20 protein-coding genes and 1 pseudogene are annotated in these 25718 nt (G+C 37.0%); 15 read left to right on the top strand and 6 right to left on the bottom strand.

The features are described 5' to 3' along the window. Nucleotides 1–507, top strand: a 507-nt coding sequence (locus G9F74_RS20760; protein WP_260407930.1) for a Cna B-type domain-containing protein, incomplete at its 5' end; no start/stop codon positions are given. 425 nt (nucleotides 508–932) lie between these two features. Here the strand turns inward: G9F74_RS20760 and G9F74_RS20755 are convergent. Together G9F74_RS20755 and map are read right to left on the bottom strand one after the other, a co-directional pair. After that, nucleotides 933–2330: a M28 family metallopeptidase gene (locus tag G9F74_RS20755; protein WP_016107310.1), complete on the bottom strand. Its 1398-nt coding sequence runs from the start codon at nucleotides 2328–2330 to the stop codon at nucleotides 933–935. Nucleotides 2331–2845: 515 nt separating this feature from the next. Next, nucleotides 2846–3640 (bottom strand): type I methionyl aminopeptidase, encoded by a 795-nt coding sequence (gene map, locus G9F74_RS20750; RefSeq protein WP_002106654.1) that lies wholly within the window; start codon nucleotides 3638–3640, stop codon nucleotides 2846–2848. Between the two features lie 157 nt (nucleotides 3641–3797). Here map and G9F74_RS20745 point away from each other — a divergent pair, with 157 nt between their 5' ends. From G9F74_RS20745 to G9F74_RS20730, 4 genes are read left to right on the top strand one after another with little or no spacing between them, the layout of a single operon-like run. Then, nucleotides 3798–4700, top strand: a complete 903-nt coding sequence (locus G9F74_RS20745; protein WP_000416592.1) for an ABC transporter ATP-binding protein — start codon at nucleotides 3798–3800, stop codon at nucleotides 4698–4700. After that, nucleotides 4697–5431, top strand: coding sequence for an ABC transporter permease (locus G9F74_RS20740; RefSeq protein ID WP_000646291.1), 735 nt, complete (start codon nucleotides 4697–4699; stop codon nucleotides 5429–5431). The genes G9F74_RS20745 and G9F74_RS20740 overlap by 4 nt, the downstream gene beginning before the upstream one ends. Beyond that, a complete protein-coding gene (locus G9F74_RS20735) occupies nucleotides 5432–6562 on the top strand; it encodes a sensor histidine kinase (protein WP_000570637.1) in 1131 nt (376 codons plus the stop codon). Then, nucleotides 6559–7161: a response regulator transcription factor gene (locus G9F74_RS20730; RefSeq protein ID WP_000619274.1), complete on the top strand. Its 603-nt coding sequence runs from the start codon at nucleotides 6559–6561 to the stop codon at nucleotides 7159–7161. The genes G9F74_RS20735 and G9F74_RS20730 overlap by 4 nt, the downstream gene beginning before the upstream one ends. A gap of 40 nt (nucleotides 7162–7201) precedes the next feature. On the opposite strand, the gene G9F74_RS20725 is transcribed toward G9F74_RS20730, so the two are convergent. Next, the gene (locus G9F74_RS20725) at nucleotides 7202–8950 is read right to left on the bottom strand and encodes a M4 family metallopeptidase (protein WP_001109521.1); all 1749 of its coding nucleotides are present in this window, start codon (nucleotides 8948–8950) and stop codon (nucleotides 7202–7204) included. A gap of 165 nt (nucleotides 8951–9115) precedes the next feature. On the opposite strand from G9F74_RS20725, the gene G9F74_RS20720 reads away from it, so the two are divergent. Then, nucleotides 9116–9973: a helix-turn-helix domain-containing protein gene (locus tag G9F74_RS20720; protein WP_000542898.1), complete on the top strand. Its 858-nt coding sequence runs from the start codon at nucleotides 9116–9118 to the stop codon at nucleotides 9971–9973. 89 nt (nucleotides 9974–10062) lie between these two features. After that, nucleotides 10063–10209 (top strand): quorum-sensing peptide PapR, encoded by a 147-nt coding sequence (gene papR / locus G9F74_RS20715; RefSeq protein ID WP_000734723.1) that lies wholly within the window; start codon nucleotides 10063–10065, stop codon nucleotides 10207–10209. A 16-nt stretch (nucleotides 10210–10225) separates the two neighbouring features. Here papR and G9F74_RS20710 read toward each other — a convergent pair whose 3' ends face one another. The 3 genes from G9F74_RS20710 to cls all read right to left on the bottom strand — a co-directional run bounded on the left by G9F74_RS20710 (nucleotide 10226) and on the right by cls (nucleotide 15210). Beyond that, nucleotides 10226–12904, bottom strand: a complete 2679-nt coding sequence (locus G9F74_RS20710) for a DUF4084 domain-containing protein (protein ID WP_000609944.1) — start codon at nucleotides 12902–12904, stop codon at nucleotides 10226–10228. 126 nt (nucleotides 12905–13030) lie between these two features. Continuing rightward, nucleotides 13031–13984, bottom strand: a complete 954-nt coding sequence (uvsE, locus tag G9F74_RS20705) for a UV DNA damage repair endonuclease UvsE (RefSeq protein ID WP_000605894.1) — start codon at nucleotides 13982–13984, stop codon at nucleotides 13031–13033. Between the two features lie 32 nt (nucleotides 13985–14016). After that, complete coding sequence (gene cls, locus G9F74_RS20700; RefSeq protein ID WP_016107309.1) at nucleotides 14017–15210, bottom strand: cardiolipin synthase; 1194 nt, start codon at nucleotides 15208–15210, stop codon at nucleotides 14017–14019. A gap of 447 nt (nucleotides 15211–15657) precedes the next feature. Here cls and G9F74_RS20695 point away from each other — a divergent pair, with 447 nt between their 5' ends. From G9F74_RS20695 to pyrG, 8 genes and pseudogenes are all read left to right on the top strand, one after another. Then, complete coding sequence (locus G9F74_RS20695; RefSeq protein WP_016107308.1) at nucleotides 15658–17769, top strand: (Fe-S)-binding protein; 2112 nt, start codon at nucleotides 15658–15660, stop codon at nucleotides 17767–17769. A gap of 9 nt (nucleotides 17770–17778) precedes the next feature. Beyond that, nucleotides 17779–19061: pseudogene (locus G9F74_RS20690) on the top strand (acetyl-CoA C-acetyltransferase). Nucleotides 19062–19117: 56 nt separating this feature from the next. Then, complete coding sequence (locus G9F74_RS20685) at nucleotides 19118–19969, top strand: 3-hydroxybutyryl-CoA dehydrogenase (RefSeq protein ID WP_000538855.1); 852 nt, start codon at nucleotides 19118–19120, stop codon at nucleotides 19967–19969. Between the two features lie 70 nt (nucleotides 19970–20039). After that, on the top strand, nucleotides 20040–21170 hold the full coding sequence (locus G9F74_RS20680; RefSeq protein WP_016107307.1) for an acyl-CoA dehydrogenase: 1131 nt from the start codon (nucleotides 20040–20042) through the stop codon (nucleotides 21168–21170). Between the two features lie 21 nt (nucleotides 21171–21191). Then, nucleotides 21192–22331 (top strand): acyl-CoA dehydrogenase AcdA, encoded by a 1140-nt coding sequence (gene acdA, locus G9F74_RS20675; protein WP_000545536.1) that lies wholly within the window; start codon nucleotides 21192–21194, stop codon nucleotides 22329–22331. A gap of 66 nt (nucleotides 22332–22397) precedes the next feature. Next, on the top strand, nucleotides 22398–23027 hold the full coding sequence (locus G9F74_RS20670) for a TetR/AcrR family transcriptional regulator (RefSeq protein WP_000238592.1): 630 nt from the start codon (nucleotides 22398–22400) through the stop codon (nucleotides 23025–23027). Nucleotides 23028–23317: 290 nt separating this feature from the next. Then, the gene (rpoE, locus tag G9F74_RS20665) at nucleotides 23318–23848 is read left to right on the top strand and encodes a DNA-directed RNA polymerase subunit delta (RefSeq protein WP_001009769.1); all 531 of its coding nucleotides are present in this window, start codon (nucleotides 23318–23320) and stop codon (nucleotides 23846–23848) included. 257 nt (nucleotides 23849–24105) lie between these two features. Next, the gene (gene pyrG, locus G9F74_RS20660) at nucleotides 24106–25713 is read left to right on the top strand and encodes a CTP synthase (RefSeq protein WP_000170441.1); all 1608 of its coding nucleotides are present in this window, start codon (nucleotides 24106–24108) and stop codon (nucleotides 25711–25713) included. Nucleotides 25714–25718: the final 5 nt, after the last annotated feature.

Below are 25718 nucleotides of genomic sequence, written 5' to 3'. Positions count from 1 at the left end.
AAAGTAGACCTTCTACAAAATGGTACAGTGATTGCGACGCAAGAAGTAAGCGAAGCAACAGGCTGGAAATACGAATTTAAAGATTTAGCAGCATACGATGCAAACGGAGTAGCGTACAAGTATGAAGTGAAAGAACAGCCAGTAGCCGGATACCAATCTGACGTACATGGTTATGACATCACAAATACAAAAATCAAGGACGAACCAAATGTAGATCCAAAAGATCCAAGCACAGATCCGAAAGATCCAAGCACAAATCCAAAAGATCCAAGCACAGATGCGAAAGATCCAAGCACAAATCCAAAAGATTCAAACACAGATCCGAAAGATCCAAACACAAATGCAGACGAAAATAGCGATTCAAAAGTTCCACCTACTACAGAAAATGATAAGCCAACATTACTTCCCAACACAGGAGGAACATCAGCAGAAATGAGTTCAATTCTTGGAGGTATGGTATTGTTCCTTTTAGGTGGAATCCTACTCGCTCGTCAGCGAATAAAATAATAAAAAAGCTTTAGATTATTGATTACACTGTAATCTGAGTAGCTGACAAATTAAAAAATTACTATTGATATTGCTCCCTTTGGGTAAGTATTCAAAAACACTTCACGATAAAGTGAAGGGAAGAATACAGCCTGAAGGGTTTTTTTATAGAAAAAAGAGAGCAATTTCAAGGTGGACTCAATCAGCGGCCCTAAAGTAATAACAAAACCGTCTTTAAAAAGCCTATTATCCATTGGGCCATAAGCTTAGAGCGTGGTATCGCATGTAATGTAAGGTCAATACTATACAATAAATGTGTTTTTATTTATATATTACGATTTTAATTATACACGATAATACCATGTAATAAATATGCTTTTATGCATATTTGTTTTTTTTTCTTTTTCAATAAATAGCCACCGATTAATCGGTGGCTTGAAATAGTATTAAGCGGCTTTTTGTTCTGTTTTCAAGGTAGATTGAAGGCTATTATAGACGCCTGTACTAATGACCTCTAATGCCATTTTCATACGTTCTAGCGAAATATTTTCTAATACGTTATCTTGGGGTGTGTGATATACCTTTTCAATATGATAGATTAATGGATTCCAACTATCGACGCCCATCCAAATAAATAGTGCAGAAGGAATACCGACTTCAGCAAACGGTACATGATCACTAGAGCCAAATTTCCCTTGTTGTACGAGATCATTATTTAACTGTTTACCTGCTTGCAAGGCTGCGTCTGTTACAAGGTTTGGAGAACCGTTAGGCGTCATAGCATATAAATTTTTTGCCTTATCGTAATTTGTTGCAACCATGTCTGCGTTAAAGACACCTAAAATTCGATCACGTTCTTTTTGGGATAGACTATTAACGTAATAATCGGAGCCGAGTAAGCCAGTCTCTTCAGAACCAAAAGCAATAAAACGAATTTCTTTATCAGTTTCTACATTTTGAAAAGCACGAGCTAACTCTAATACTAATCCTGTACCAGAAGCATTATCGTTTGCTCCAGGTGCTCCAATGACACTATCATAGTGCGAACTTACAACGACAGCTTTTTCATTACCTGTACTGTTTTTTGGTTTCTTTTTAGCGATGACGTTTAAGGATTTTAAATTAGATTCATGTCTCGCTTTTAGGGAAAGAATTGTTGACCCTTTTTTAGCGATTTCTTCTTTAAATGCATTTCCTTGCGCATAAGCAAGACCGAAGACAGGGACAGACTGCTTTTTCGTTAGGCGAGGATTGAAAGTTTGTCCGTAGTTTCCACGACCGCCAATTAAACTGTATAAAAGAACACCTTTTGCTCCTTTACTAACAGCGTTTTCAACTTGTTTATTGTAGTCTGCAACTGTTGTTCCTCTTTCAAATAGAACAATCTTTCCATTTACTTCATTTGGAATATCCTCTAATTTTGTCCCACCTTGAACAAAGATAAGAGGAGCTGTAACAGTTTCTGTAGAAATTAGTGCGTTAGGAGCAGCGCCAGCTTGCCAATTACGCTTTGTGGATAATGGGGATTCAATAAAGCCAACGTATTGATCCGGCACTTGAAATGGCTGATATTCTACTTCATAACCCATTGATTTAAGTTGCATACCAACGTAGCGAGAACCCCATTCTTCTGATTTTGTTCCACCAGGGCGAGGACCAATTGTTTCGGATAAGAAACGGATGTGTTCGATGGCGCGACTTGCATCAACTTGTTTTGTGATAGGTGAAGTCTGTGTGATTTCTGACGTGGAATCAGCTTTGACTTGTCCAATTGGAGCCAAGCTAACAGCGAGTGATACAGCAAGTAAAGAGCTTACTATTTTTTGTTTTAAAGATTTTTTCATTTTTTCCTCTCCTATTCTTCTATTCTCTCTGACTGACAAAAGAAGACGGATAACGACTTTATTTTACCTTTATATTTTTTATTTTTCAATATTCTGACATTGATAAATAAAAAATACTATATGCATATTTGCATATTTTTGATGGAGATATGTATGCTATCATTTTAAATGAAGGTTCGCTTTCTGCTTGGAAAGCTCCTACATTGCATGAATCTAGTGTACCCAAACTTTAGATTATGTAGAGAAAAGAATCCACTGTAGGGTTTCTTTTCTCATGTTTGAATCATGTGATGATAAATATGTTTCCGCATTTCATAATTATCATCAGTGATATATGTAAGGCATCCATATGAAAATACGAGGCTGTTCAAAGGTTTTCCGTACTTTTGGGCAGCCTCACCCCGTTAAAAAGGTGATGCTTTGATGCATCACCTTTTATTTATATAAATTTTTGCATACCTAAAAGTAATAAAAAATAGCCGTTTGGTAGGTTTCTGCTACCAAACGGCTATTTTTTATATTTCTGTTAAAATTATCGGCTCACCACGTGTTACGACAACTGTATGCTCACATTGTGCAACAAGGCTTTTGTCAGGAGTAACGAATGTCCAACCGTCATCACCGCGCTCGATAATATGATCAGCTTTCATAGAGATAAATGGCTCTACAGCGATAACAAGACCGTCTTTTAGAAGTGCGCTATCCATTGGATCATAATAGCTTAAAATGTGGTTTGGTGCTTCATGTAAACTAAGACCGATACCATGACCAGTTAAGTTTTGAATAACATTGTATCCACTTTTATGTGCGAAGTTTGAAACCGCACGACCAATTTGATTTTGTTTTGAACCAGCTTTAACTTTTTTCATTGCTGCCCAAAATGCGTCAACAGCTGCTTGGCAAAGTTTTTCTTTTTCTTCGTCTTTCCCAAGTACAAATGAGATACCCGTATCTGCATAATAACCATCAAGTGCGGCAGATACGTCGACGTTTACTAAGTCGCCTTCTTTTAATACACGATCTCCTGGAATGCCGTGAGCAACTTCTTCATTTACACTAATGCAAGTTACACCAGGGAAATCATATTCTTTTTCAGGTGCAGAAATAGCACCATGCTCATCTAATACTTTTTTACCGATCAAATCAAGCTCTTTCGTTGTCATACCTGGCTTCGCTTCTTTTTTCATTTCTTCACGTGCAAGCGCAACGATGCGGCCGATTTTTCGTAAGCTTTCTAAATCCTGTTCATTACGAATAATCATGAAAACCACTGTCCTTCCTCGAATATATATCTTACCCGATTGTATCATGTTTATTTTCGTCCTGCTACTCGCTTGCGGTATGCGGGTTGATTCCTCACACAAAGAATACATGACAATTGTCATATGGATGTCATGACGCATCATACTGTTTCCTAACTTTTCCAAGGAATACAATGTAAATATAAGAAACAGCGGGGGTGGAGAGATGGAAAAGGTTATTGAGATAAATGGTGTTTCTAAAACATTTAAACATAAAAACGCAGTAAGTAACGTTTCATTTCACGTGGATAAAGGGGAAATAGTAGCATTACTTGGACCAAATGGTGCGGGGAAGACGACGATGATTTCGATGATGCTTGGATTAAAAGATCCTACAGAAGGGACAGTTTCTATATTTGGAAAGAGTCCAAAGCATAGAGGCGTTCGTAATAGCCTTGGGGCAATGTTACAAGAAGTAAGTGTGATTGATAGCATTACAGTGGAAGAGGCAATTGAGCTATTCCGCAGTTATTATACAAACCCGGTAGCGAAAGAAACATTACTACAGTTATCAAATTTGGAATCAGAGCGAAAGCAAAGATGTGAAAAGTTATCAGGTGGGCAAAAAAGAAGATTAAATTTTGCACTCGCACTTTCGGGAAATCCAGATTTGTTATTTTTAGATGAGCCGACAGTTGGAATGGATATTACGTCTCGAAGAACGTTTTGGGAAACGATTAAAAAGTTAGCAAGTGAAGGGAAAACGATTATTTTAACAACACATTATTTAGAGGAAGCAGATGCGTTGGCGAATCGTATTTTATTGTTTGCGAACGGAAAAATTATCGCAGATGGCACACCAGATGAAATGAAAGCGACGATTTCTCGAAAAACGATCTCGTTTTATTCTAAAGAAAAAATCCCTAAGAGTTTACTAAAGGAATTACCGCATGTAACAGAAGTACAGTCAAATGAAGGGCGCTTCACTTTAACGACGGAAGATACAGATGCCACTCTACAAGCAATTTATCAGAAGAATCTACCTGTAACAAATGTTTCAGTTGAACGTGGAAGTCTCGATGAAGCATTTGAACAGTTTGTCGCAAATCAAAAGGGGGAAATTGCATGAAAGCTTTATGGATGCAATGCAAAATAGAAATTTTACGTACGTTCCGTAATAAATTATTTATCTTTTTCTCATTATTAATGCCAGTTATGTTTTACTACATTTTCACAAATGTTGTGCAAGTGCCACAAAACGGAGATGCGTGGAAAGCACATTATTTAATTTCTATGGCGACTTTTAGTATTGTAGGGACTGCACTTTTTAGTTTTGGTGTGAGACTTTCTCAGGAAAGAGGGCAAGGTTGGACACATCTTCTAAAAATTACACCGCTTCCTGAAGGGGCGTATTTAACAGCAAAAATTATCGCTCAAACAGTAGTAAATGCTTTTTCAATCTTAGTTATTTTTATGGCAGGGATATTAATTAATCATGTTGAGTTAACGGTAGGACAATGGATTGGTGCTGGATTATGGTTATTGTTAGGTGTGACACCATTTTTAGCACTCGGAACAGTAATAGGTTCCATTAAGAAGGCGGATGCAGCTGCTGGCCTAGCAAATATTTTAAATATGAGTTTAGCTGTAATTGGCGGGTTATGGATGCCGATTGAAGTATTCCCGAAAATATTAAGAACGATTGGTGAATGGACACCGACATATCATTTTGGAAGCGGTGCGTGGGATATTGTAGCTGGAAAATCAATTGGATGGGAAAATATCGCGGTATTAGGAGGTTATTTCCTTATATTTGTTGTAGTATCAATATATATAAGAAAAAGACAGGAAGCGGTATAAATGATAGAGAAGAAGAGGATGGAAATTTTTCCGAAACATATGGGTTTTTTTCCGTATATGTGGCTCGTATATTTGTTATTTCCAATTTATAATTTAACACAAGTATCAGGATGGAAACTTGTAATGGGGATCGGTATGTTGATAGTCTTCATTATCACATACCGTCAACTTTATTTTGTTCAGAAGACGTTCGTTTTGTGGGCGTTTATTCAAATGATATTAACCTTTTTATTTGCCATATTTTATAATCCTTTCATGATATTCTTTGGCTTTTTCACGGCAAGTGCGATGGGCTTTGCGCCAAGTAAGAAAGTATTTCGAGTGCTACTATGTCTGTTAGTTGTAATGCTCGGAGCATTTGTATTTGTAAATATGAATCAACTAACACCGGCAAATTTAGTAAATATCGTTCCGATGTTTATTTTAATGCTTCTTACGCCATTTGGTATGCGTAATTTTAATCAGAAAAAGATGTTAAAGAACCAATTAAACGAAGCGAATGAGCAAATTAAAGATTTAGTAAAACGTGAAGAACGGCAGCGAATTGCACGGGATCTTCATGACACGTTAGGTCATACGTTATCTCTTATTACGTTAAAAAGCCAGCTTGTTGAGAAGTTAATCGTAAAAAATCCAGAGCGTGCAAGTGTGGAAGCAAAGGAAATTACACAAACATCTCGTACCGCTTTAAAACAGCTGAGGGAATTAATTTCTGATATGCGCATGATTACAGTAGAAGAAGAGCTTGAGCAAATAAAAGCGATCTTACAAGCTGCTAACATTGAGTTAGAAATAGAACAAGAAGCGAGTGCAAGTTCGTTATCACCGATTGAACAAAATATTTTAGGCATGTGTTTACGTGAGGCTGTGACGAATGTTGTAAAACATAGTAAGGCGACGCAGTGTACAGTTTCTGTATTAGAATCACAAGGTGAACTGATTTTGAAAGTAGAAGATAACGGAATTGGTTTAGAGGATCAAAACAATGATGGAAATGGTATTCGCGGCATGAAAGAACGAATTGCTCTTATTGATGGATTTGTTGAACTAAATACGATACATTCAGGGACGCTATTAACAGTAAAAGTACCAGTGGTCATTAGAACAGGAAAAGATGAGGTGAGGGTATGATTCGAATTATTATTGCGGAAGATCAACGGATGCTTCGTGGTGCATTAGGAGCCCTACTTGATTTAGAAGATGATATGGAAGTGATTGGGCAAGCTGCGAACGGAGAAGAGGCGTTAAAATTAATTGAATCGTTAAAGCCAGATGTAAGTATTATGGATATTGAAATGCCGATTCAAAGTGGATTGGATGTCGCTGAGACTTTAAAGAAAGAAAAATCATCATGCAAAGTAATGATTTTAACAACATTTGCAAGACCTGGTTATTTTGAACGAGCAATGAAAGCTGGTGTGCACGGATATTTGTTAAAAGATAGCCCAAGTGAAGATTTAGCCGCAGCGATTCGTAATGTAATGAAGGGAAAACGAGAGGTTTCTCAAGATTTAATGTTTGGTTTATGGCAGGAGCAAAATCCGTTGTCAGATCGTGAAAAAGAAGTATTGTTACTTGCTAAAGAAGGAAAGACTGCAAATGAAATTGCGAAAACACTTTATCTTTCACCGGGCACAGTACGTAATTATATTTCTGAAGTGTTAACGAAGCTCGACGCGAAAAATAGAATTGAGGCAATTACAATTGCGGAAGAAAAGGGATGGATATGAAAAGAAGTTTACCTACGAACGGTAAACTTCTTTTTTATTATTATACTTCTATTACTCTATTTATTTTTTGTAATGGTTTATAACCATGTGCTTCAAATGCTTTTGCAAATTCATTTGATACGGCATTTCCGTATAAATCTTTTGCAGCTTGTACGATGTGGGATTGGAGTGATTCAAAATCTTCAGCTGAAGTTGCGTAATTTTGCAATGTGCGCATAACAACTTTACTTACTTTTTCGTTGCCTTGTTTTTGAACAGCAACATTGTTATATGTTTTACCTTCAGCTAATTGATATAATACGTGGCTGATGATACCAGAATTTACGTGAGACTCTTGATTATTTCCATCGTTATAAAAATCTTGTAAGTTTGTATATAATTTATGACCACCGTCACCAATTTCTCCCGGGATGTCACGGATTGTTAGGCCACCTAGTGTATCGCCCATAATCCAGTTTCCCTTATCTTTCTTTACATAATATTCGATTTGTGTGCCCCAGAAATCTGCTAGTCCCTCGTTTAACGCAGATGTTTCAGCGCTTGGATATCTCACAATTTTATTCTTTGTCGTACCGCTGAATACAGCATGTCCAAATTCATGGGCTGTTACATCAAGGGCTGAAGTGAGCTTTCCGTTTAAACCATCACCAAATACCATTTGATTCCAAGCAGGGTGCCAAAATGCATTTACATAATCTTCTTTTACACCATCACTAACTTCAGTAGAATCAAAACCGTGTACACTAGCAACAACTTTTGAATCTTTATTATCGTAACTTTTTAGATTATGTTCTTTTTTGAAGTAGTCATAAATATCACTCATATTCTTCATAGCACCCGCTGCTTCTTTATCTGCAAAGTTAGGAGTGCTACTTGAAACTAGTGTCCCTGGATAACCAGCTTGACTATATCCGCCGAGAGAGTCCGCATAGTTTGCATTATAAATATATATGCCAGTTCCGCGTGATAAATCAGCTAAATAAAATTTTCCATCAGTCCCTTTGGCGATATTGAAAGAGATGTTTTCTTGAAGTGCATTTTTCCCAGTTCCTTGCTCACTTGCGAGGGATAGTCTAGGTGATGTTACTTGATTTATAGTTTTATTCTCTTTATTTTTAATGAATTTTTCTTGGAAAAGTACCTCGCCAGTTTTTAAATCAAGGATTGCATTACCGTTTATAATTTGTTCATTGTTTTCGTAAGTAAAGGTAATAACAGTTGCAAATGTGTAATATCCATCTTTTTTCTTATAAACAACGGTTTCGTTGGTGAATTCTGTCTCAGTCGCATCGCTTGGAATTTGAAGTATATCGCGTAATTTAGATTTTACTTCATTTTTCGACAAAAAATTTGTTATAGTAAGATTAGGTTGTTGGTCTAAATTTTGGACAACTTTACCACTAACAGTTGTAATTACTCCATTTTTATCTACGTTTACAATAAGATCTTGACCATATACTTTATAGTTTTTGTAAGTTTGTGCAAGGCGAACTTCGGTTTGATTTTCTTTTGTTTCTTTATTTGTAGGTTGAAAATCAACATTTTTTTCAGTTGTAACTTGCTCTTGTTGAGCTTTAGCCCCGTTTACCTCACCTTTTAAATATTTTTTAGCAATATTCTCTTTCGTATCATTTTGAGGTTCTGTTAATTTTCCGATTGTTAAACCAGGCTGAGCAATTTCAACTTTCACTTCATTTTTGTTTAATTCTTGGGCATGAATAGCTTCTGTGGATAAAGGACAAAGGAGACCGAATGTAACGAATGCACTAGCAAGTTTTCTATAATTCATCTATAACACTCCTAATCTATTGTATGTGAGATGAATTGTATGAAACATTTGCCAGATTTTATATATATTATGCATTATTTCATATCAAAAATTGTCGAATTCACATTATTGTAGTGGTATGACAACTCAAAAAATTAGATTGTTATAATGGGATGGTGAGTAAGTATGCACGCAGAAAAATTAGGAATTGAAATTAAGAAAATTAGGGTGATGAGAGGATTAACACAAAAACAGTTATCCGAGAACATATGTCATCAATCAGAAGTGAGTAGAATTGAATCGGGTGCGGTATACCCAAGTATGGATATATTGCAAGGTATAGCAGCAAAATTACAAGTTCCCATTATTCATTTTTATGAGGTACTCATTTATTCTGATATTGAGAGGAATAAGCAGTTAAAAGATCGAATTATTATGCTTTGTAAGCAAAAAAAATATAAAGAAATTTATAATAGGGTATGGAATGAACTGAAAAAGGAAGAATATCATCCCGAGCTTCAACAATTTCTTCAATGGCAATATCATGTAGCAGCTTACGTATTGAAAAAAATTGATTACGAATATTGTATTTTAGAATTAAAGAAATTGCTCAATCAACAATTGGCAGGAATAGATGTATATCAGAATCTTTATATTGAAAACGCAATTGCAAACATTTATGCTGAAAATGGCTATTTGAAGAAGGCTATTGAGTTATTTGAAAATATATTAAAACAGTTAGAGACATTGCATGATAATAAAGAATTTGATGTAAAGGTGAGACATAATCATGCAAAAGCATTATACTCAGATAATCAATACGAAGAAGCGCTTTGCCACGCAAATAAAGCTATTGAACTATCGTGTCAAATTAATAGTATGACATTGATTGGACAGCTATACTTTCGAAAAGGTGAATGCTTAGCAAAGCTAGGGTCTGATAGAGCAGAAATTGAAGATGCTTACGAAAAAGCATGCTTCTTTTTTGATATGTTAGGAAACCACGCATTAAAAGAATCACTTATGAAAAAAATGAAAAAATAAAAAAGACCTAAAAAACAAATATGCATAATTGCATAAAATGTGGATAAATTTTCATGGTATATTTAAAGAAAAAATGCAGGTGATGGAATATGAAGAAACTGCTTATTGGTAGTCTATTAACGTTAGCGATGGCATGGGGTATTTCATTAGGAGATATAGCATTAGAGAAAAGCCAAATAATTTCTCATAATGATCAAGAGGTACAATTAGCTCAAGAGGTACCTTATGAGTACTAAAAAACAACCGTCTTACTTAGGCGGTTGTTTTTTTATGGAGTAACATCCAAACGTCTTTACTAGAAACAGGTTTGCTAATAAAGAATCCTTGAATGTGGTCACAGTTTTGTTCATAAAGAAATTTCCATTGTTCTTCTGTTTCTACACCTTCTGCAATAACTTCTAAATTTAATTCTTTTGATAGTGTAATAATGGAAGAGATAATTGCTTCCTCTAAAGGACTTGTTGTAATTCCACAAATAAATTCTCGAGCAATTTTTAATGTGTTGATTGGATATTTTGTTAAATAAGCTAAAGAACTATAACCAGTTCCAAAGTCATCTATTGAAATTTGAATACCGAGATTTTGAAGCTGCTCTAGCTTTGCAACTACAGATTGATTTTGGTTAATAGCGATACTTTCTGTAATTTCAATATCTAGTGCTTCCGGTTTTAGTTCTGTTTCTTTCAACACCTTTGAAATAGTTGGGATTAAATCTGTATGGTTAAATTGAACAACAGATAAATTCACACCAACTTTTAAGTGAGAAAAACCTTGATTATGCCATCTTTTTGCTTCTGAGCAGGCAGTACGTAAAATCCAATTTCCAAGTTCAATAATAAATCCTGTTTCCTCTGCTAGAGGAATAAATTGGGCAGGAGATACGATACCGAGTTTTGGATGTTTCCAACGAATTAACGCTTCAAAACCGATAATTTGTTTTGTTTTTGTGCTTACTTGTGGTTGGTATTCAAGGAAAAATTCATTTTGTTGTAATGCTTTTGAAAGTTCACCTTCTAAGAACTCAATCTCATTTTGTGCAATACTCATTTCTTTCGAGAAGAAAACAAATCTGTTTTTTCCATTTGCTTTCGCACGATACATAGCTAAATCGGCATTTTTCATTAATTCAGTTACATCGGTTCCGTAATCAGGATACATTGCAATGCCGATACTCGGTGTAACAGATAGTTCTTCATCTTTAATGAAGAATGGTTTGTTTAAAATAGTTAAAATCTGTTCAGCTATAAAAGCCGCACTTTTTTCTGAGTACATATCTGGTAATAGAATTGTAAACTCATCTCCGCCTTGGCGGGCAACGATATCTTTTGAACGCAAACATCCGCGTAACCTTTTTGCTACTTCAATTAGTAATAAGTCTCCGACATCATGACCGAGTCGATCGTTAATTTTTTTAAATCGATCTAAATCAAGAAACATGACGGCAACATCATTTGCGCTAGTTTGAGCTGTATTTAAAATAGTTTTTAAATCTTTTTCGAATTTGCGGCGATTTGGTAATCCAGTAAGTGCATCATGAAATGCCAAATGTTCTACTTGTTTTTGTTTTTCATATAAAGTTGTAATATCACGCGCTATCCCAAACATCCCAACAACTTCTTTATTTATAAAAGTAGGTATGAGTGTAATGTGAAGGTAATAGTAATAGCCTTCTTGTTCTTTCGTACGAACCTCTAAAGTTTGTGGTCTACCTTCTTTTGTTATTTGTAATGCTCTTTTTAGTAAGTCATGATCTTTTGGATCAATAAAGTGCAGAAGGGAATAGCTTGCTACTTCACAATAGTAAGCAGTAAATAAGCTTTCACAAGCTGTGTTAGATTGCTGAAAAACACCATGCATATTTAAAGAGAAAACGGCATCAGGATGATCTTCAAATAAAGATTTATAACGTTGTTCACTTTTTGATAACGCAGAAGCACCTTCTTCAACTTCATCTTCTAGTTGTGTAGTCAGCTGTTCATATGTATCAATTAAGACTTTATTATCTTTCCACATGTAAAGTTGTCGCAAGAATAATAAAATAAGTGATAATACAAGACCAATTAACATGAATTTATCATCCCAAGGCTGAATGATAATAAAGGAAAAAGTAATGATTATACTAAAATAAGGCAATATAAAGCGTACATAATCAAATCGATAATATTTCGTTTTTGTTTCATGTTGCATTGGCTTATCTAAAATGTATAGTATGGACGATAAACCAATTAATAAAATCGAAGCAGTATGTATTAAATAAGAGAATTCAGCAGAAGTTTTTATTCCTGTGTTTAACTGGAATAGCTGTATATATCCGTATACAAGAATGATAGTAAAGCCAATAATTAATGAAATTCTACTAGAAGAATATTGTTCTCTTCTATATAGGCTAATAACGGCGTAAATGACTAATGATTGTGCAATAAAATATCCAATTAAAACCCACGTATCCTTTGTTAACGTATGAAAGCTTGAAAGATCTAAAATAAAGGTTAAGGTAAAATAAATATTCATAATAACGATAAAGATACTATCGAATGAAAATTGAGCAAGGCCTCTAATAGAGTAATGTTTTATGAACTTTATAGCAAATCCAGAAAAGAGTAAAATATATTGTATGATGAAAAAAGGTAGTGCCTCATAAGAGAATAGGACTTGATCGCATATAGAAAGTGAATGAAGGAATAAAGTTATCTCCATAGCCAATCCACATAGGCAAGTACATAATAATAACACCCAAAATAATTTATCACCACGCTTCATTTTTTTAATTGCTTTATAGGAACAATAACAAGAAAAGATTGCGGCAAAACAAAATAAGAAAAGGATTCCAATTTCTTTTATGTTCCACTCATTTGGAATAAGGAATATCCAAAGAGAAAATACAATTATATACATCATGACAAATTGTACATATTTTTTTTGATTAATCATATGATGACTCCGTTTCAATAAAGTTGAATCGCAGGATGAAAATGCTAATTTAAATAATATCATATAAAATAGGAACTTTTTTACTATAAGAATTACTTTTTGAAAAAAACAACGCAACATGACAATTTACCATTGTAATGTTGCGCCATTTATTCTTTTGATTCCTTTTATAGAAGAAAGCTCACTTATTAATTGTAACATTGCTAAATCTTTCTGTTTACTTTCAATCATAATATCAAAATTATAATTAATTTTTTTTGCAATGTGTAAAAAGGGCTTAATAAATTCTAAATTAATATAATCTGCATGAGCCCTAAATTCTTTTTCTGATTTAGGAGAGGAAATATGAACTTTAGGTGGGATATTTGTATGTGACCAAGTTTCAAAAATTGCAGGAAGTAATTCTTCTAGTGATTCTTCGCAAAGATTAGCCATGTGATGATGATAATCAAATACGAAAGGGATCTTTTCTTTTTGGCAAATTGATAAAGTTTCAGCAGTTGTATATGTTTTATCATCATTTTCTAGAGTCATTTGTTTTTTTATATGTGCAGGAAGTTTTTTTATGTTTTCATGGAAGCGTCCAACTGCTGCTTCTTTATTTCCGTAGGCACCACCTACATGAATGTTAATGTAAGAAGAATCTGCAATTCCTATCGCATGTAATACTTTATAATGATAGGTCATATCCGTAACTGCATTAGTTGTAATATGCGGCTTATCGCTTGTGAATAATGTAAATTGATTTGGGTGAAAACTTACTCGTAAATTGTGCTCTTGAATTAACGAACCTATTTTACGCCAAAGCGGCATGAATGCTCCAATATAATCAAATTCAACTTCAGGGTGTGTTGCAAGTGGAATAATGGAAGAAGAAAGACGATATAATGGGATTTCATGTGCGATATTGTAATGAAGGATACGTATCGTATGTTCTAAATTTTGCCTTGTAACATCGTACAGTTTATCCTCTCGCTCTTGTTTATTGAGTTTTTTAAAAGTTGTAAATGTCATCGTTTTAGCAGGAGAACAGTCCCACAATGCCATTGCATGTGAGACGTATCCAAACCGCATAATCATAAGGAATACACCTCTTTTATTCATCACCTTTCTTATAAGAAGAAAGCAAGTATCGTTCCTATCCATTCCTTTCCTCTATCTATAAGGGAAAGCGGGCTAACATCGTCATAGGAAAGTAATGACGCATTTTTTAAATCTTCATGGAATTTATTTTTTACCACCTGTATGAAGTGCCTATCATATAAGAGGCAGTTGATTTCATGGTTACTATATAAACTTCTCATATCAAAGTTTGCAGTTCCAACATCGCAAATATCATCGTCCACTATAATAACTTTAGCGTGAAAAAACCCTTGTTGAAATGCGTAAATATTGCAACCAGCCCGTATTAACTTTCGGCAGTACGGGAATTTCGCTTCTCGAACGAGGGCATGATCAGCCTTTTCTGGAACGAGAATTGTTATTTGGACCCCTCTTTCTCGTGCTTTTAATAGAGCGTTCATAATTTTTTTGCCAGGAATGAAATATGGTGTACCGATAAAAAGTTCCTTTTTCGCACTTTTAATTAAATGTAAAAAGGTATGTTGTAAATAGGCACCATCGGTTGGAATGAATTGATGTAGGATGGTACCAGGTTCCTGTTTCGGAAAATAAAGAGGAGCATCCAATAAATTTTGGTTCGTATCATCCAACCAGTCATGTAAAAATTGTTTTTGTAAATCTTGAACGCCTTCTCCTGTAAGACGTAAATGATAGTCTCGCCATAATCCTAATTGCTCATTATGTCCCAAATATTCCTCGCCGATATTAAATCCCCCAATATAACTAATTTTCCCGTCAATCACTGTAATTTTTCTATGATTGCGTTGATTGGCAGAAAAGAAAGGGAAAGGGAATCTGACTTTATGACAAAAAGAAAAAGAGACACCATGTTTTTGTAGGGAACGAATTGCTTCATTTGATAAATAATGGCTACCAAATCGATCAAGTAACAGTCTTACTTCAATGCCTTCTTTTGCCTTATCAATAAGTAACTTTAAAAATTCACGACTGATCTTATCATTTTTTACAATGAAGAATAAAACGTGAATGTGGTGCTGCGCTTGTTTTATATCAGTAAATAAAGCATTGTATAAATCTTTCCCATATGTATAAAGGTGAAAATCACTTTGACGTAAAGGGAAAGTACGGGAACGCACACGTTTTAAATGAAGAAGTCTCCCATATGAAAGGTCAATTGTGATCCAAAGAGTAACGCATATGAATAAGAGAGAGAAATAGAACATGAGTGAAGTCCCTCCTTTGCATTCTTTTCACCTTCAGTATGTTACAAATGATATGGGGAGTAAGAATGCTACCAAAAATTTAACTAGAAGATAGCACGGTTTGTTCATTAAAGTTTCACTTTATCCCGCTTCAGCCGGCAGTAAGACAATCGCCTTAAAATCCGCTGAATACGAGGAAGCTAGGTTGAAATCAACTGCCCGTAAAAGCCCGATTGATTTAACTAATAATTAGTGGGGGATGGACAGTCCCCACTGACTAAAGTTTCACTTTATAGTTTCACCCAAATAAACAGGTTTATTAAAAAATATGTTGTTGTATAACAAAAAACTGTTGACTGAATGCTCACTCATTATATAATGAAGGTAGGGGATAAAATTCAGAAAATTATATGTTTTTGAAGATTCTAAAAAAGAAAGAAGGCTTACAAAGAGAGGGGTAGCATAAAAATGAATAGCTTACTGATCATGAATTGGCTGGCTGCCATTGCTGTTATTGCTTATGCGGGATATTTGTTTGTATATCTTATACGAACGAGAATGGCCTACATACAATTAGGAAAAAAGATTGAATTTGACCGTCGCTTCAAAGAACGTTGGGATCTTCTTAAGGTCAATGTTTTCGGTCAGAAAAAGCTGCTGAAAGATAAAAAGAGCGGCATTATTCACGTTATGTTTTTTTACGGATTTATTCTTGTCCAATTTGGAGCAATTGACTTCGTTTGGAAAGGACTCGCACCAGGATCGCATCTTCCACTTGGACCACTATACCCTGCATTTACATTCTTCCAGGAAATTGTCACACTCGTTATATTAATCGCAGTCTTTTGGGCTTTTCATAGACGTTATGTTGAGAAGCTAGTTCGTTTGAAACGTAATTTTAAATCAGGTCTTGTTCTTATCTTTATCGGTGGTTTAATGATTTCTGTACTACTTGGTAATGGGATGGGAATTATATGGCACGGCGAGGAACTTTCATGGAGTGAACCGATCGCTTCTGCAATCGCTTACGTTTTCTCGGGAATAAATGAAACCGTAGCCATTTCAGTGTTCTATTTTTCTTGGTGGGTGCATCTACTAATTTTGTTAACATTTTTAGTCTATGTTCCACAATCAAAACATGCACATTTAATTGCTGGACCAGCTAACGTTTTCTTCGGTCGTCTCTCAAATCCAGGGAAGCTTGAAAAGATTGACTTTGAAGATGAAACGCAAGAAACATTTGGTGTTGGTAAAATTGAAGACTTTAGACAAAATCAGCTTATTGATTTATACGCTTGCGTAGAGTGTGGGCGCTGTACAAATATGTGTCCGGCAACAGGAACAGGAAAAATGTTATCACCGATGGATTTAATTTTAAAACTTCGGGATCATTTAACTGATAAAGGAGCGGCGGTAACATCGAAAGCACCTTGGGTTCCAGTAGTTGCTTTTAATAATACACAAGGAAATCAATTAGCGATGATGGCAGCTGGAGAAGGGCAGCAAGAATCAGCAGCTACAGCGCTAGCTTACGATCCGAGTCTAATCGGAGATGTTATTACAGAAGAAGAGATTTGGGCTTGTACAACGTGCCGTAACTGTGAAGATCAGTGTCCGGTTATGAATGAGCATGTTGACAAAATTATTGATTTACGCCGCTATCTTGTTTTAACAGAAGGAAAGATGGATGCGGAAGCGCAGCGTGCGATGACGAATATCGAGCGTCAAGGGAATCCATGGGGTCTGAACCGTAAAGAGCGTGAAACATGGCGCCAAGGTGATGATGAAGTAACAGTTCCGACTGTAAAAGAAAAATCAAAAGCTGGCGAGGAGTTCGAATATTTATTCTGGGTTGGTTCGATGGGATCATACGACAATCGTAGTCAGAAGATTGCGATATCGTTTGCGAAGTTAATGAACGAGGCAGGCGTCTCATTCGCGATTCTTGGTAATAAAGAAAAGAACTCTGGAGATACACCGCGTCGCCTTGGAAATGAGTTCGTATTCCAAGAGATGGCAACAAAGAATATCGAAGAATTTGAAAAAGCAGGAGTGAAGAAAATCGTTACGATTGATCCTCACGCTTATAATACATTCAAAAATGAGTATCCAGACTTTGGCTTACAAGCAGAAGTCTATCATCATACAGAATTGTTAGCTCAGTGGGTGAAAGAAGGACTCTTAAAACCTGTTCACGCTATTGAGGAGACAGTTACGTACCATGATTCCTGTTATTTAGGACGATACAACGAAGTGTACGAAGCACCGCGCGATATTTTGAAAGCAATTCCTGGTGTGAATCTTGTAGAAATGGCACGTAACCGTGAAACAGGAATGTGCTGTGGCGCAGGTGGTGGCTTAATGTGGATGGAGGAGACAACGGGTTCTCGTATTAACGTTGCTCGTACAGAACAAGCACTAGCTGTGCAACCATCCATTATCGGTACAGGTTGTCCGTATTGCTTAACGATGATTAGTGATGGGACGAAAGCGAAGGAAGTAGAAGAGAAAGTTCAAACACTTGATGTAACAGAGATTTTAGAACGATCTGTTATCGGACAGAAGAAAGAAGCAATGTAGTTTGTAAGCATGTATACAACTTTAGAAAGAGGTGCAATTATTGCACCTCTTCTCAACGCAAGGATACCGAGCGAGCGCTCGGTACTAAAAAAGAAACGGGGGAAAGAAACATGAATAAAACAGTTATTTTAAGTGCTGCAAGAACACCGGTTGGAAAATTTGGAGGATCTTTAAAAGATGTGAAGGCAACAGAACTTGGAGGAATTGCAATTAAAGCAGCGCTTGAAAGAGCAGATGTTTCTGCTAGTGATGTTGAAGAAGTTATATTTGGAACGGTTATTCAAGGTGGACAGGGGCAAATTCCATCTCGTCAAGCTGCGAGAGCTGCTGGAATCCCTTGGGAAGTGCAGACGGAAACAGTAAATAAAGTTTGTGCATCGGGACTTCGTGCGGTTACGTTAGCAGATCAAATTATTCGTACTGGTGATCAATCACTTATTGTAGCTGGTGGAATGGAATCGATGAGTAACAGTCCTTACATTTTACGAGGTGCAAGATGGGGATACAGAATGGGTAACAACGAAGTTATCGATTTAAATGTTGCAGATGGTTTAACATGCGCATTTTCAGGCATACACATGGGCGTTTATGGCGGCGAAGTTGCGAAGGAAGACGGAATCTCTCGCGAAGCCCAAGATGAATGGGCATATCGTAGTCATCAGCGTGCGGTTTCAGCGCATAAAGAAGGGCGCTTTGAAGAGGAAATTGTACCAGTAACAATTCCGCAAAGAAAAGGCGATCCTATTGTTGTTGCTAAAGATGAGGCGCCGCGTGAAGATACAACAATTGAAAAGTTAGCGAAATTAAAACCTGTATTTGATAAGACATCGTCAGTAACAGCTGGTAACGCTCCAGGACTGAATGATGGCGGTGCTGCACTTGTATTAATGAGCGAGGACAGAGCGAAGCAAGAAGGAAGAAAGCCTTTGGCGACGATTTTAGCACATACGGCAATCGCGGTAGAATCAAAAGATTTCCCAAGAACGCCAGGTTATGCAATTAACGAATTATTGAAAAAGACCGGCAAGACAATTGAAGACATCGATTTATTCGAGATTAATGAAGCGTTTGCGGCAGTAGCAATTGCGAGTACAGAGATTGCAGGTATTGACCCAGAAAAATTGAATGTAAATGGCGGCGCGGTAGCAATGGGACACCCAATTGGAGCAAGCGGAGCGCGTATTATCGTTACACTTATCCATGCACTGAAGCAGCGCGGCGGCGGAATTGGAATTGCTTCGATTTGTAGCGGTGGCGGTCAAGGTGATGCAGTTATGATTGAGGTTCATTAATTTACGGCGAGAAAACGATTCATTTATTACAGACTTATATTAAGGGGGAAGAAAGAATGGGTGTACAAAAAATAGTTGTAATTGGTGCGGGACAAATGGGATCGGGAATTGCGCAAGTGTGTGCAATGGCAGGATATGATGTGAAGATTCAAGATTTAAAACAAGAGCAATTAGATAGAGGGTTAGCTATCATTACGAAAAACTTAGTGCGTCAAGTAGAAAAAGGACGCATGAAGGAAGAAGAGAAAGAGGAAACGTTAAATCGTCTTACAGTAACTCTTGATTTAGATTGTGTGAAAGAAGCTGATCTTGTTATTGAAGCAGCTGTTGAGAAAATGGATATTAAAAAGAAAATATTTGCGAATTTAGATGAAATTGCTCCAGATCATACAATTTTAGCAACGAATACGTCATCTCTTCCAATTACTGAAATTGCAGCGGTAACGAAACGCCCAGAAAAAGTAATCGGTATGCACTTTATGAATCCAGTTCCCGTTATGAAGCTCGTTGAAATTATTCGTGGTTTAGCTACAGATGATACAGTTTATGAAACGATTGAAGATATTACGAAAAAAATCGGAAAAGTGCCAGTTGAAGTAAATGATTTCCCGGGATTTGTATCGAATCGTATTTTATTACCGATGATTAACGAAGCAATTTATACGTTATATGAAGGTGTAGCGACGAAAGAAGCGATTGATGAAGTAATGAAACTTGGTATGAATCATCCAATGGGGCCTCTGACACTAGCTGATTTTATCGGTTTAGATACGTGTTTATACATTATGGAAGTGTTGCATGAAGGATTAGGAGATAGTAAATATCGCCCATGTCCATTACTACGTAAGTACGTAAATGCAGGATGGTTAGGGCGTAAAACGGGCCGTGGTTTCTACGTTTATGAGTAAATCCCTCCTTGTATAGAGTAGTGGTCTTACCAAATTGTTAAAAGATATATAGCAAATGGAGGCGGAGTATATGAACTTTCGTTTTAATGAAGAGCAACAGATGATGAGGAAAATGGTTCGGGATTTTGCACAGAAGGAAATAGCACCCTTTGTTCCTAGCATGGAACAAGGGGTGTTCCCGACAGAGATTTTGCAAAAGATGGGTGAGCTTGGATTAATGGGTATTCCAGCGCCTGCAAAATACGGCGGCGCAGAAATGGATTTTATTTCTTACATTTTAGCAATTGAGGAAATCTCAAAAGTAAGCGCAACGGTTGGTGTAATTTTAGCTGTACATACGTCAGTTGGAATGAACCCGATTTTATACTTTGGAACAGAAGAGCAGAAGCAGAAATATGTTTCTAAGCTTGCGACTGGTGAATATTTAGGTGCATTCGCCTTAACTGAGCCAAATGCTGGATCAGATGCAGGGAGTTTGAAATCACGAGCTGTCAAGAAAGGTGATAATTACATCATTAATGGATCGAAAGTATTTATTACAAATGGCGGCGAAGCACGTACATACATCGTTTTCGCTTCTACAAATCCAGATGCAGGAAAAAGTGGTATTTCTGCATTTATTGTAGAGAAAGATACGCCAGGCTTAATTATCGGAAAAGATGAACATAAGATGGGACTTCTCGGTTCTCGTACAGTTCAACTTACGTTCGAAGATATGATAGTGCCGGCTGAGAATTTACTCGGTGAAGAGGGACAAGGATTCAAGGTAGCGATGGCGAATTTAGATGTTGGACGAATTGGAATCGGGGCGCAGGCGTTAGGGATCGCGGAAGCGGCGCTCGCATGTGCGATAGATTATGCAAAGGAACGAGAGCAATTCGGGAAGCCGATTGCGGCGCAGCAAGGGATTGGCTTCAAACTTGCAGATATGGCGACAAGTGTGGAGGCGGCGCGATTACTTGTATATAGGGCTGCATCGCTTAGAGCACAAGGATTACCATGCGGTAAAGAAGCGTCTATTGCGAAGTTATTTGCTTCTAAGACAGCAGTTGAAGTTGCAATTGAAGCGGTACAAGTATTTGGCGGTTACGGTTATACGAAAGATTATCCGGTAGAGAGATTTTTCCGTGATGCGAAGATTACGCAAATTTATGAAGGAACGAGTGAGATACAAAAACTTGTTATTAGCCGTGCTTTATAAAGGGAAGAGGGGGAGACGGAAATGCATTTTAAATTATCAGAAGAACATGAAATGATAAGAAAAATGGTTCGGGATTTTGCTAAGAACGAAGTAGCGCCAACGGCAGCTGAGCGTGATGAGGAAGAGAGATTTGACCGCGAGCTATTTGATCATATGGCTGAGCTTGGTTTGACAGGTATTCCATGGCCTGAAGAGTATGGTGGAATTGGAAGCGATTACTTAGCGTACGTAATTGCGATCGAAGAATTATCACGCGTTTGTGCTTCTACAGGTGTAACGCTGTCCGCGCATACTTCACTTGCTGGGTGGCCGATTTTTAAATTCGGAACGGAGGAGCAAAAGCAAAAATTTTTGCGACCGATGGCTGAAGGGAAGAAAATTGGTGCATACGGTTTAACAGAACCGAGTTCTGGATCAGATGCTGGTGGAATGAAGACAATCGCTAAAAGAGATGGAGACCATTACATATTAAATGGATCGAAAATTTTCATTACAAATGGCGGTATTGCTGACATTTATGTTGTTTTTGCGTTAACAGATCCTGAATCGAAGCAGCGCGGCACGAGCGCATTTATTGTGGAAAGCGACACGCTAGGATTTTCGGTTGGGAAGAAGGAAAGTAAACTAGGGATTCGCTCTTCGCCAACGACTGAAATTATGTTTGAAGATTGCCGTATTCCTGTAGAAAATCTACTAGGAGAAGAAGGGCAAGGATTTAAGATTGCAATGCAAACGTTAGATGGCGGTCGTAACGGTATTGCTGCACAAGCAGTTGGTATTGCACAAGGGGCTTTAGATGCTTCTGTAGAATATGCAAGAGAGCGCCATCAATTTGGAAAGCCGATTGCGGCGCAGCAAGGGATTGGCTTTAAACTTGCGGATATGGCAACGGATGTAGAGGCTGCGCGCCTTTTAACATATCAAGCTGCGTGGCTTGAATCGGAAGGGCTTCCGTATGGGAAGGAATCAGCGATGTCAAAAGTATTTGCAGGTGATACAGCGATGAAGGTGACGACTGAAGCTGTGCAAGTATTTGGTGGTTACGGTTATACGAAAGATTATCCAGTAGAGCGTTATATGCGAGATGCAAAGATTACACAGATTTATGAAGGAACACAAGAAATTCAAAGGCTCGTAATTTCTCGTATGTTAACGAAGTAGGGGAAAAGGCGTAGGTATTTTCCTACGCTTTTTCCTTCCAAAAAATAATAGAGAGAGGTGAAGGGGATGGTTAAACATAATGTGCATGCGTCAGTAAAAGATGAAAAATTAGTTGCGTTAAGGCGTGAACAAATGATTAAAGGTGCGGTGCAACTGTTTAAGCAAAAAGGATTCCCGCGTACAACAACGAGAGAGATTGCAAAAGCGGCCGGATTTAGTATCGGAACACTATATGAATACATTCGTACGAAAGATGACGTATTATATTTAGTTTGTGATAGTATTTATGAACATGTAAAAGAACGATTAGAGGAAGTAGTATGCACGGAGAAGGGAAGTATAGACAGTTTAAAGATAGCGATAACAAATTACTTTAAAGTGATGGACGAATTGCAAGAAGAAGTATTAATCATGTATCAAGAAGTACGGTTTTTACCAAAAGAATCACTCCCATACGTACTAGAGAAAGAGTTTCAAATGGTAGGAATGTTTGAGAATATTTTAGAACAATGTACAGAAAATGGAACATTTATATTAAATAAAAAAGAAATACAGCTTCTTGCACATAACATTTTCATACAAGGACAGATGTGGGGATTTAGACGTTGGGCGCTGCAAAAACTGTATACGCTCGAAGAATATACAGAAATGCAAATTAGGTATGTGTTGCAAGGGGCGCATATGCTTCCGAAGTAAGGAATGGACAAATTATAATTTTATTACCATATAAAGTGAGGATGTTCATCCAAAGCCGATTAGTAGCCTTCACAAATCAGGCGTTTACAGGTAGCGGGGCTTCCGCCTAACTTCTTTGCTCCAGCCGAATGTTGAGGCGGGAGTTTTACTGCTCGCAAATAGCGGGATAAAAGTTTCCCGTTTTTTTTGTAGCATATTTGTGCGACTTTTGTTTATAATGAATAGTATGGATTTTTTTAAGCAGACCGTTATATATAAGGTTATATTTGATGAAAGGAAGTGCCGCATAAGTGAATTTTAAGCAATATTCACCAGAAGAGCTAAAAGAATGTTCAATGATTGAAGTTGTACATAGCGTTTTAGGGGATAAAAGACAAGCAACGACATTCAACGAGTTGGTTAAAGAAATCGCTCAAGTGCTGGGACTATCTCAAGAGCAAGTTAATGCGAAACTCGCACAATTTTATACAGATTTAAACATCGATGGACGCTTCATTAATTTAGGAGAAAATCGTTGGGGACTACGTAGCTGGTACCCATATGAGCAAATCGATGAAGAAATTCTGCCTCAGCCAAAACCGAAGAAGAAACGTAAAGTTGAAGAGGACGGTTTTGACGACTACATGGAAGACGAAGATGACTTCGACGATGCAGACGGAAATGTAGAGGAAGAAGAAGAAGTAGAAGATTTGGACAAGGTTCTTGAAGAAGAAGACGGAGATGACGATGATCTTGATGATTTAGATGAAGATGATGAAGATGACTTCGCTGAAGAAGAACTTGAGTATGATGAAACTGAAGAAGAAGAGGAAGAACTGTAGTTCTTGACTTTTCATTATCGTCCATGTAGAATCATTTTTGGGCTCTTTAAAAAAGGACGATAATACTTTTAAAGTGTAAATATAAAAGAAAATTGCTCCCTACTTGTTACTTTTTGTGATGAGGGGAGCAATTTTCTTTTTTGTTTTTTGTTTAGAATACAAAAAGAGTCTAACAATAAGATAGATACAGTGTTATCTACATACGTTGCGCTTTGCAACGGTGATTATATAACAACAAGGTAGAAGGGAGCTTTTTCATGACTAAGTATATTTTTGTAACAGGCGGTGTAGTATCGTCTTTAGGGAAAGGTATTACAGCAGCATCTCTTGGAAGACTTTTAAAAAATCGTGGTTTAAACGTAACGATTCAAAAGTTTGATCCGTACATTAACGTAGACCCAGGGACTATGAGCCCATACCAACACGGTGAGGTATTCGTAACAGATGATGGTGCAGAAACGGACTTAGACCTTGGTCACTATGAACGTTTTATCGACATCAACTTAAACAAATACAGCAACGTAACAACAGGTAAAATTTACTCTTCAGTTCTTCAAAAAGAGCGTCGTGGTGAATATCTAGGAGGAACAGTTCAAGTTATTCCTCACATTACTAACGAAATTAAAGAACGTGTATATCGTTCTGGTCGCGAAACAAATGCGGACGTTGTTATTACAGAAATCGGTGGAACTGTTGGTGATATCGAGTCTCTACCATTCTTAGAAGCAATCCGTCAAATTAAGAGCGACATCGGTCGTGACAATGTAATGTACATTCACTGTACGTTAATCCCGTACTTAAAAGCAGCGGGTGAAATGAAAACAAAACCAACGCAACATAGCGTTAAAGAGCTTCGTAGCTTAGGTATTCAACCAAATATTATCGTTGTTCGTACAGAACTGCCTGTTTCTCAAGATATGAAAGACAAGCTTGCATTATTCTGTGACATCGATACAAAAGCAGTTATCGAAGCACGCGATGCAGATACTTTATACGCGGTTCCATTATCTCTTCAAGAGCAAAACATGGACCAAATCGTTTGCGATCACTTAAAATTAGACAATCCAGCTGCAGATATGACAGAGTGGACTGCGCTAGTTGATAAAGTACGTAACCTTTCTAAGAAAACAAAAATCGCTCTTGTTGGTAAATACGTAGAGCTTCAAGATGCATATATTTCTGTTGTAGAAGCACTTCGTCATGCAGGTTATTCATTCGACACAGATGTAGAAGTGAAATGGGTAAACGCTGAGCACGTAACAGCAGAGAACGTAAAAGAATTAGTTGGTGACACAGATGGTATTCTTGTGCCAGGTGGTTTTGGAGATCGTGGTGTAGAAGGTAAAATCGTTGCAATTCAATATGCTCGTGAAAACAAAGTTCCATTCTTAGGAATTTGCTTAGGTATGCAACTTGCATCAATCGAATTTGCACGTAACGTATTAGGATTAGAAGGAGCTAACTCTTCTGAAATTAATCCTGACACACCTTATGCAATCATCGACTTATTACCAGAGCAAAAAGATGTAGAAGACTTAGGTGGTACACTTCGTCTTGGTCTATATCCATGTAAGCTTTCTGAAGAAACGAATGCTTATAGAGCTTACAGTGAGCCAGTTGTATATGAGCGTCATCGTCATCGTTATGAGTTCAACAATCAATTCCGTCCGGATATGGAAAAAGCAGGATTTGTATTCTCTGGTACAAGCCCAGACGGTCGCCTAGTTGAAATCATTGAATTAAAAGATCATCCTTGGTTCGTGGCAGCACAGTTCCACCCAGAACTTGTATCTCGTCCAAACCGTCCACAACCATTGTTCCATGATTTCGTAAGTGCTTCTATTACGAATAAAGAGAGCAAGTAATAAAA

The organism is Bacillus sp. EKM202B (assembly GCF_011066025.1).
GTDB classification, from domain to species: Bacteria; Bacillota; Bacilli; order Bacillales; family Bacillaceae_G; genus Bacillus_A; species Bacillus_A toyonensis.
This window is presented reverse-complemented; position numbering and strand designations above follow the sequence as displayed.

Bases quoted from the DNA above. Each gene is read 5' to 3' on its own strand.
- G9F74_RS20755 (WP_016107310.1), bottom strand. From the start codon at position 2,330: ATGAAAAAATCTTTAAAACAAAAAATAGTAAGCTCTTTACTTGCTGTA.
- map (WP_002106654.1), bottom strand. From the start codon at position 3,640: ATGATACAATCGGGTAAGATATATATTCGAGGAAGGACAGTGGTTTTC.
- G9F74_RS20745 (WP_000416592.1), top strand. From the start codon at position 3,798: ATGGAAAAGGTTATTGAGATAAATGGTGTTTCTAAAACATTTAAACAT.
- G9F74_RS20740 (WP_000646291.1), top strand. From the start codon at position 4,697: ATGAAAGCTTTATGGATGCAATGCAAAATAGAAATTTTACGTACGTTC.
- G9F74_RS20735 (WP_000570637.1), top strand. From the start codon at position 5,432: ATGATAGAGAAGAAGAGGATGGAAATTTTTCCGAAACATATGGGTTTT.
- G9F74_RS20730 (WP_000619274.1), top strand. From the start codon at position 6,559: ATGATTCGAATTATTATTGCGGAAGATCAACGGATGCTTCGTGGTGCA.
- G9F74_RS20725 (WP_001109521.1), bottom strand. From the start codon at position 8,950: ATGAATTATAGAAAACTTGCTAGTGCATTCGTTACATTCGGTCTCCTT.
- G9F74_RS20720 (WP_000542898.1), top strand. From the start codon at position 9,116: ATGCACGCAGAAAAATTAGGAATTGAAATTAAGAAAATTAGGGTGATG.
- papR (WP_000734723.1), top strand. From the start codon at position 10,063: ATGAAGAAACTGCTTATTGGTAGTCTATTAACGTTAGCGATGGCATGG.
- G9F74_RS20710 (WP_000609944.1), bottom strand. From the start codon at position 12,904: ATGATTAATCAAAAAAAATATGTACAATTTGTCATGATGTATATAATT.
- uvsE (WP_000605894.1), bottom strand. From the start codon at position 13,984: ATGATTATGCGGTTTGGATACGTCTCACATGCAATGGCATTGTGGGAC.
- cls (WP_016107309.1), bottom strand. From the start codon at position 15,210: ATGTTCTATTTCTCTCTCTTATTCATATGCGTTACTCTTTGGATCACA.
- G9F74_RS20695 (WP_016107308.1), top strand. From the start codon at position 15,658: ATGAATAGCTTACTGATCATGAATTGGCTGGCTGCCATTGCTGTTATT.
- G9F74_RS20685 (WP_000538855.1), top strand. From the start codon at position 19,118: ATGGGTGTACAAAAAATAGTTGTAATTGGTGCGGGACAAATGGGATCG.
- G9F74_RS20680 (WP_016107307.1), top strand. From the start codon at position 20,040: ATGAACTTTCGTTTTAATGAAGAGCAACAGATGATGAGGAAAATGGTT.
- acdA (WP_000545536.1), top strand. From the start codon at position 21,192: ATGCATTTTAAATTATCAGAAGAACATGAAATGATAAGAAAAATGGTT.
- G9F74_RS20670 (WP_000238592.1), top strand. From the start codon at position 22,398: ATGGTTAAACATAATGTGCATGCGTCAGTAAAAGATGAAAAATTAGTT.
- pyrG (WP_000170441.1), top strand. From the start codon at position 24,106: ATGACTAAGTATATTTTTGTAACAGGCGGTGTAGTATCGTCTTTAGGG.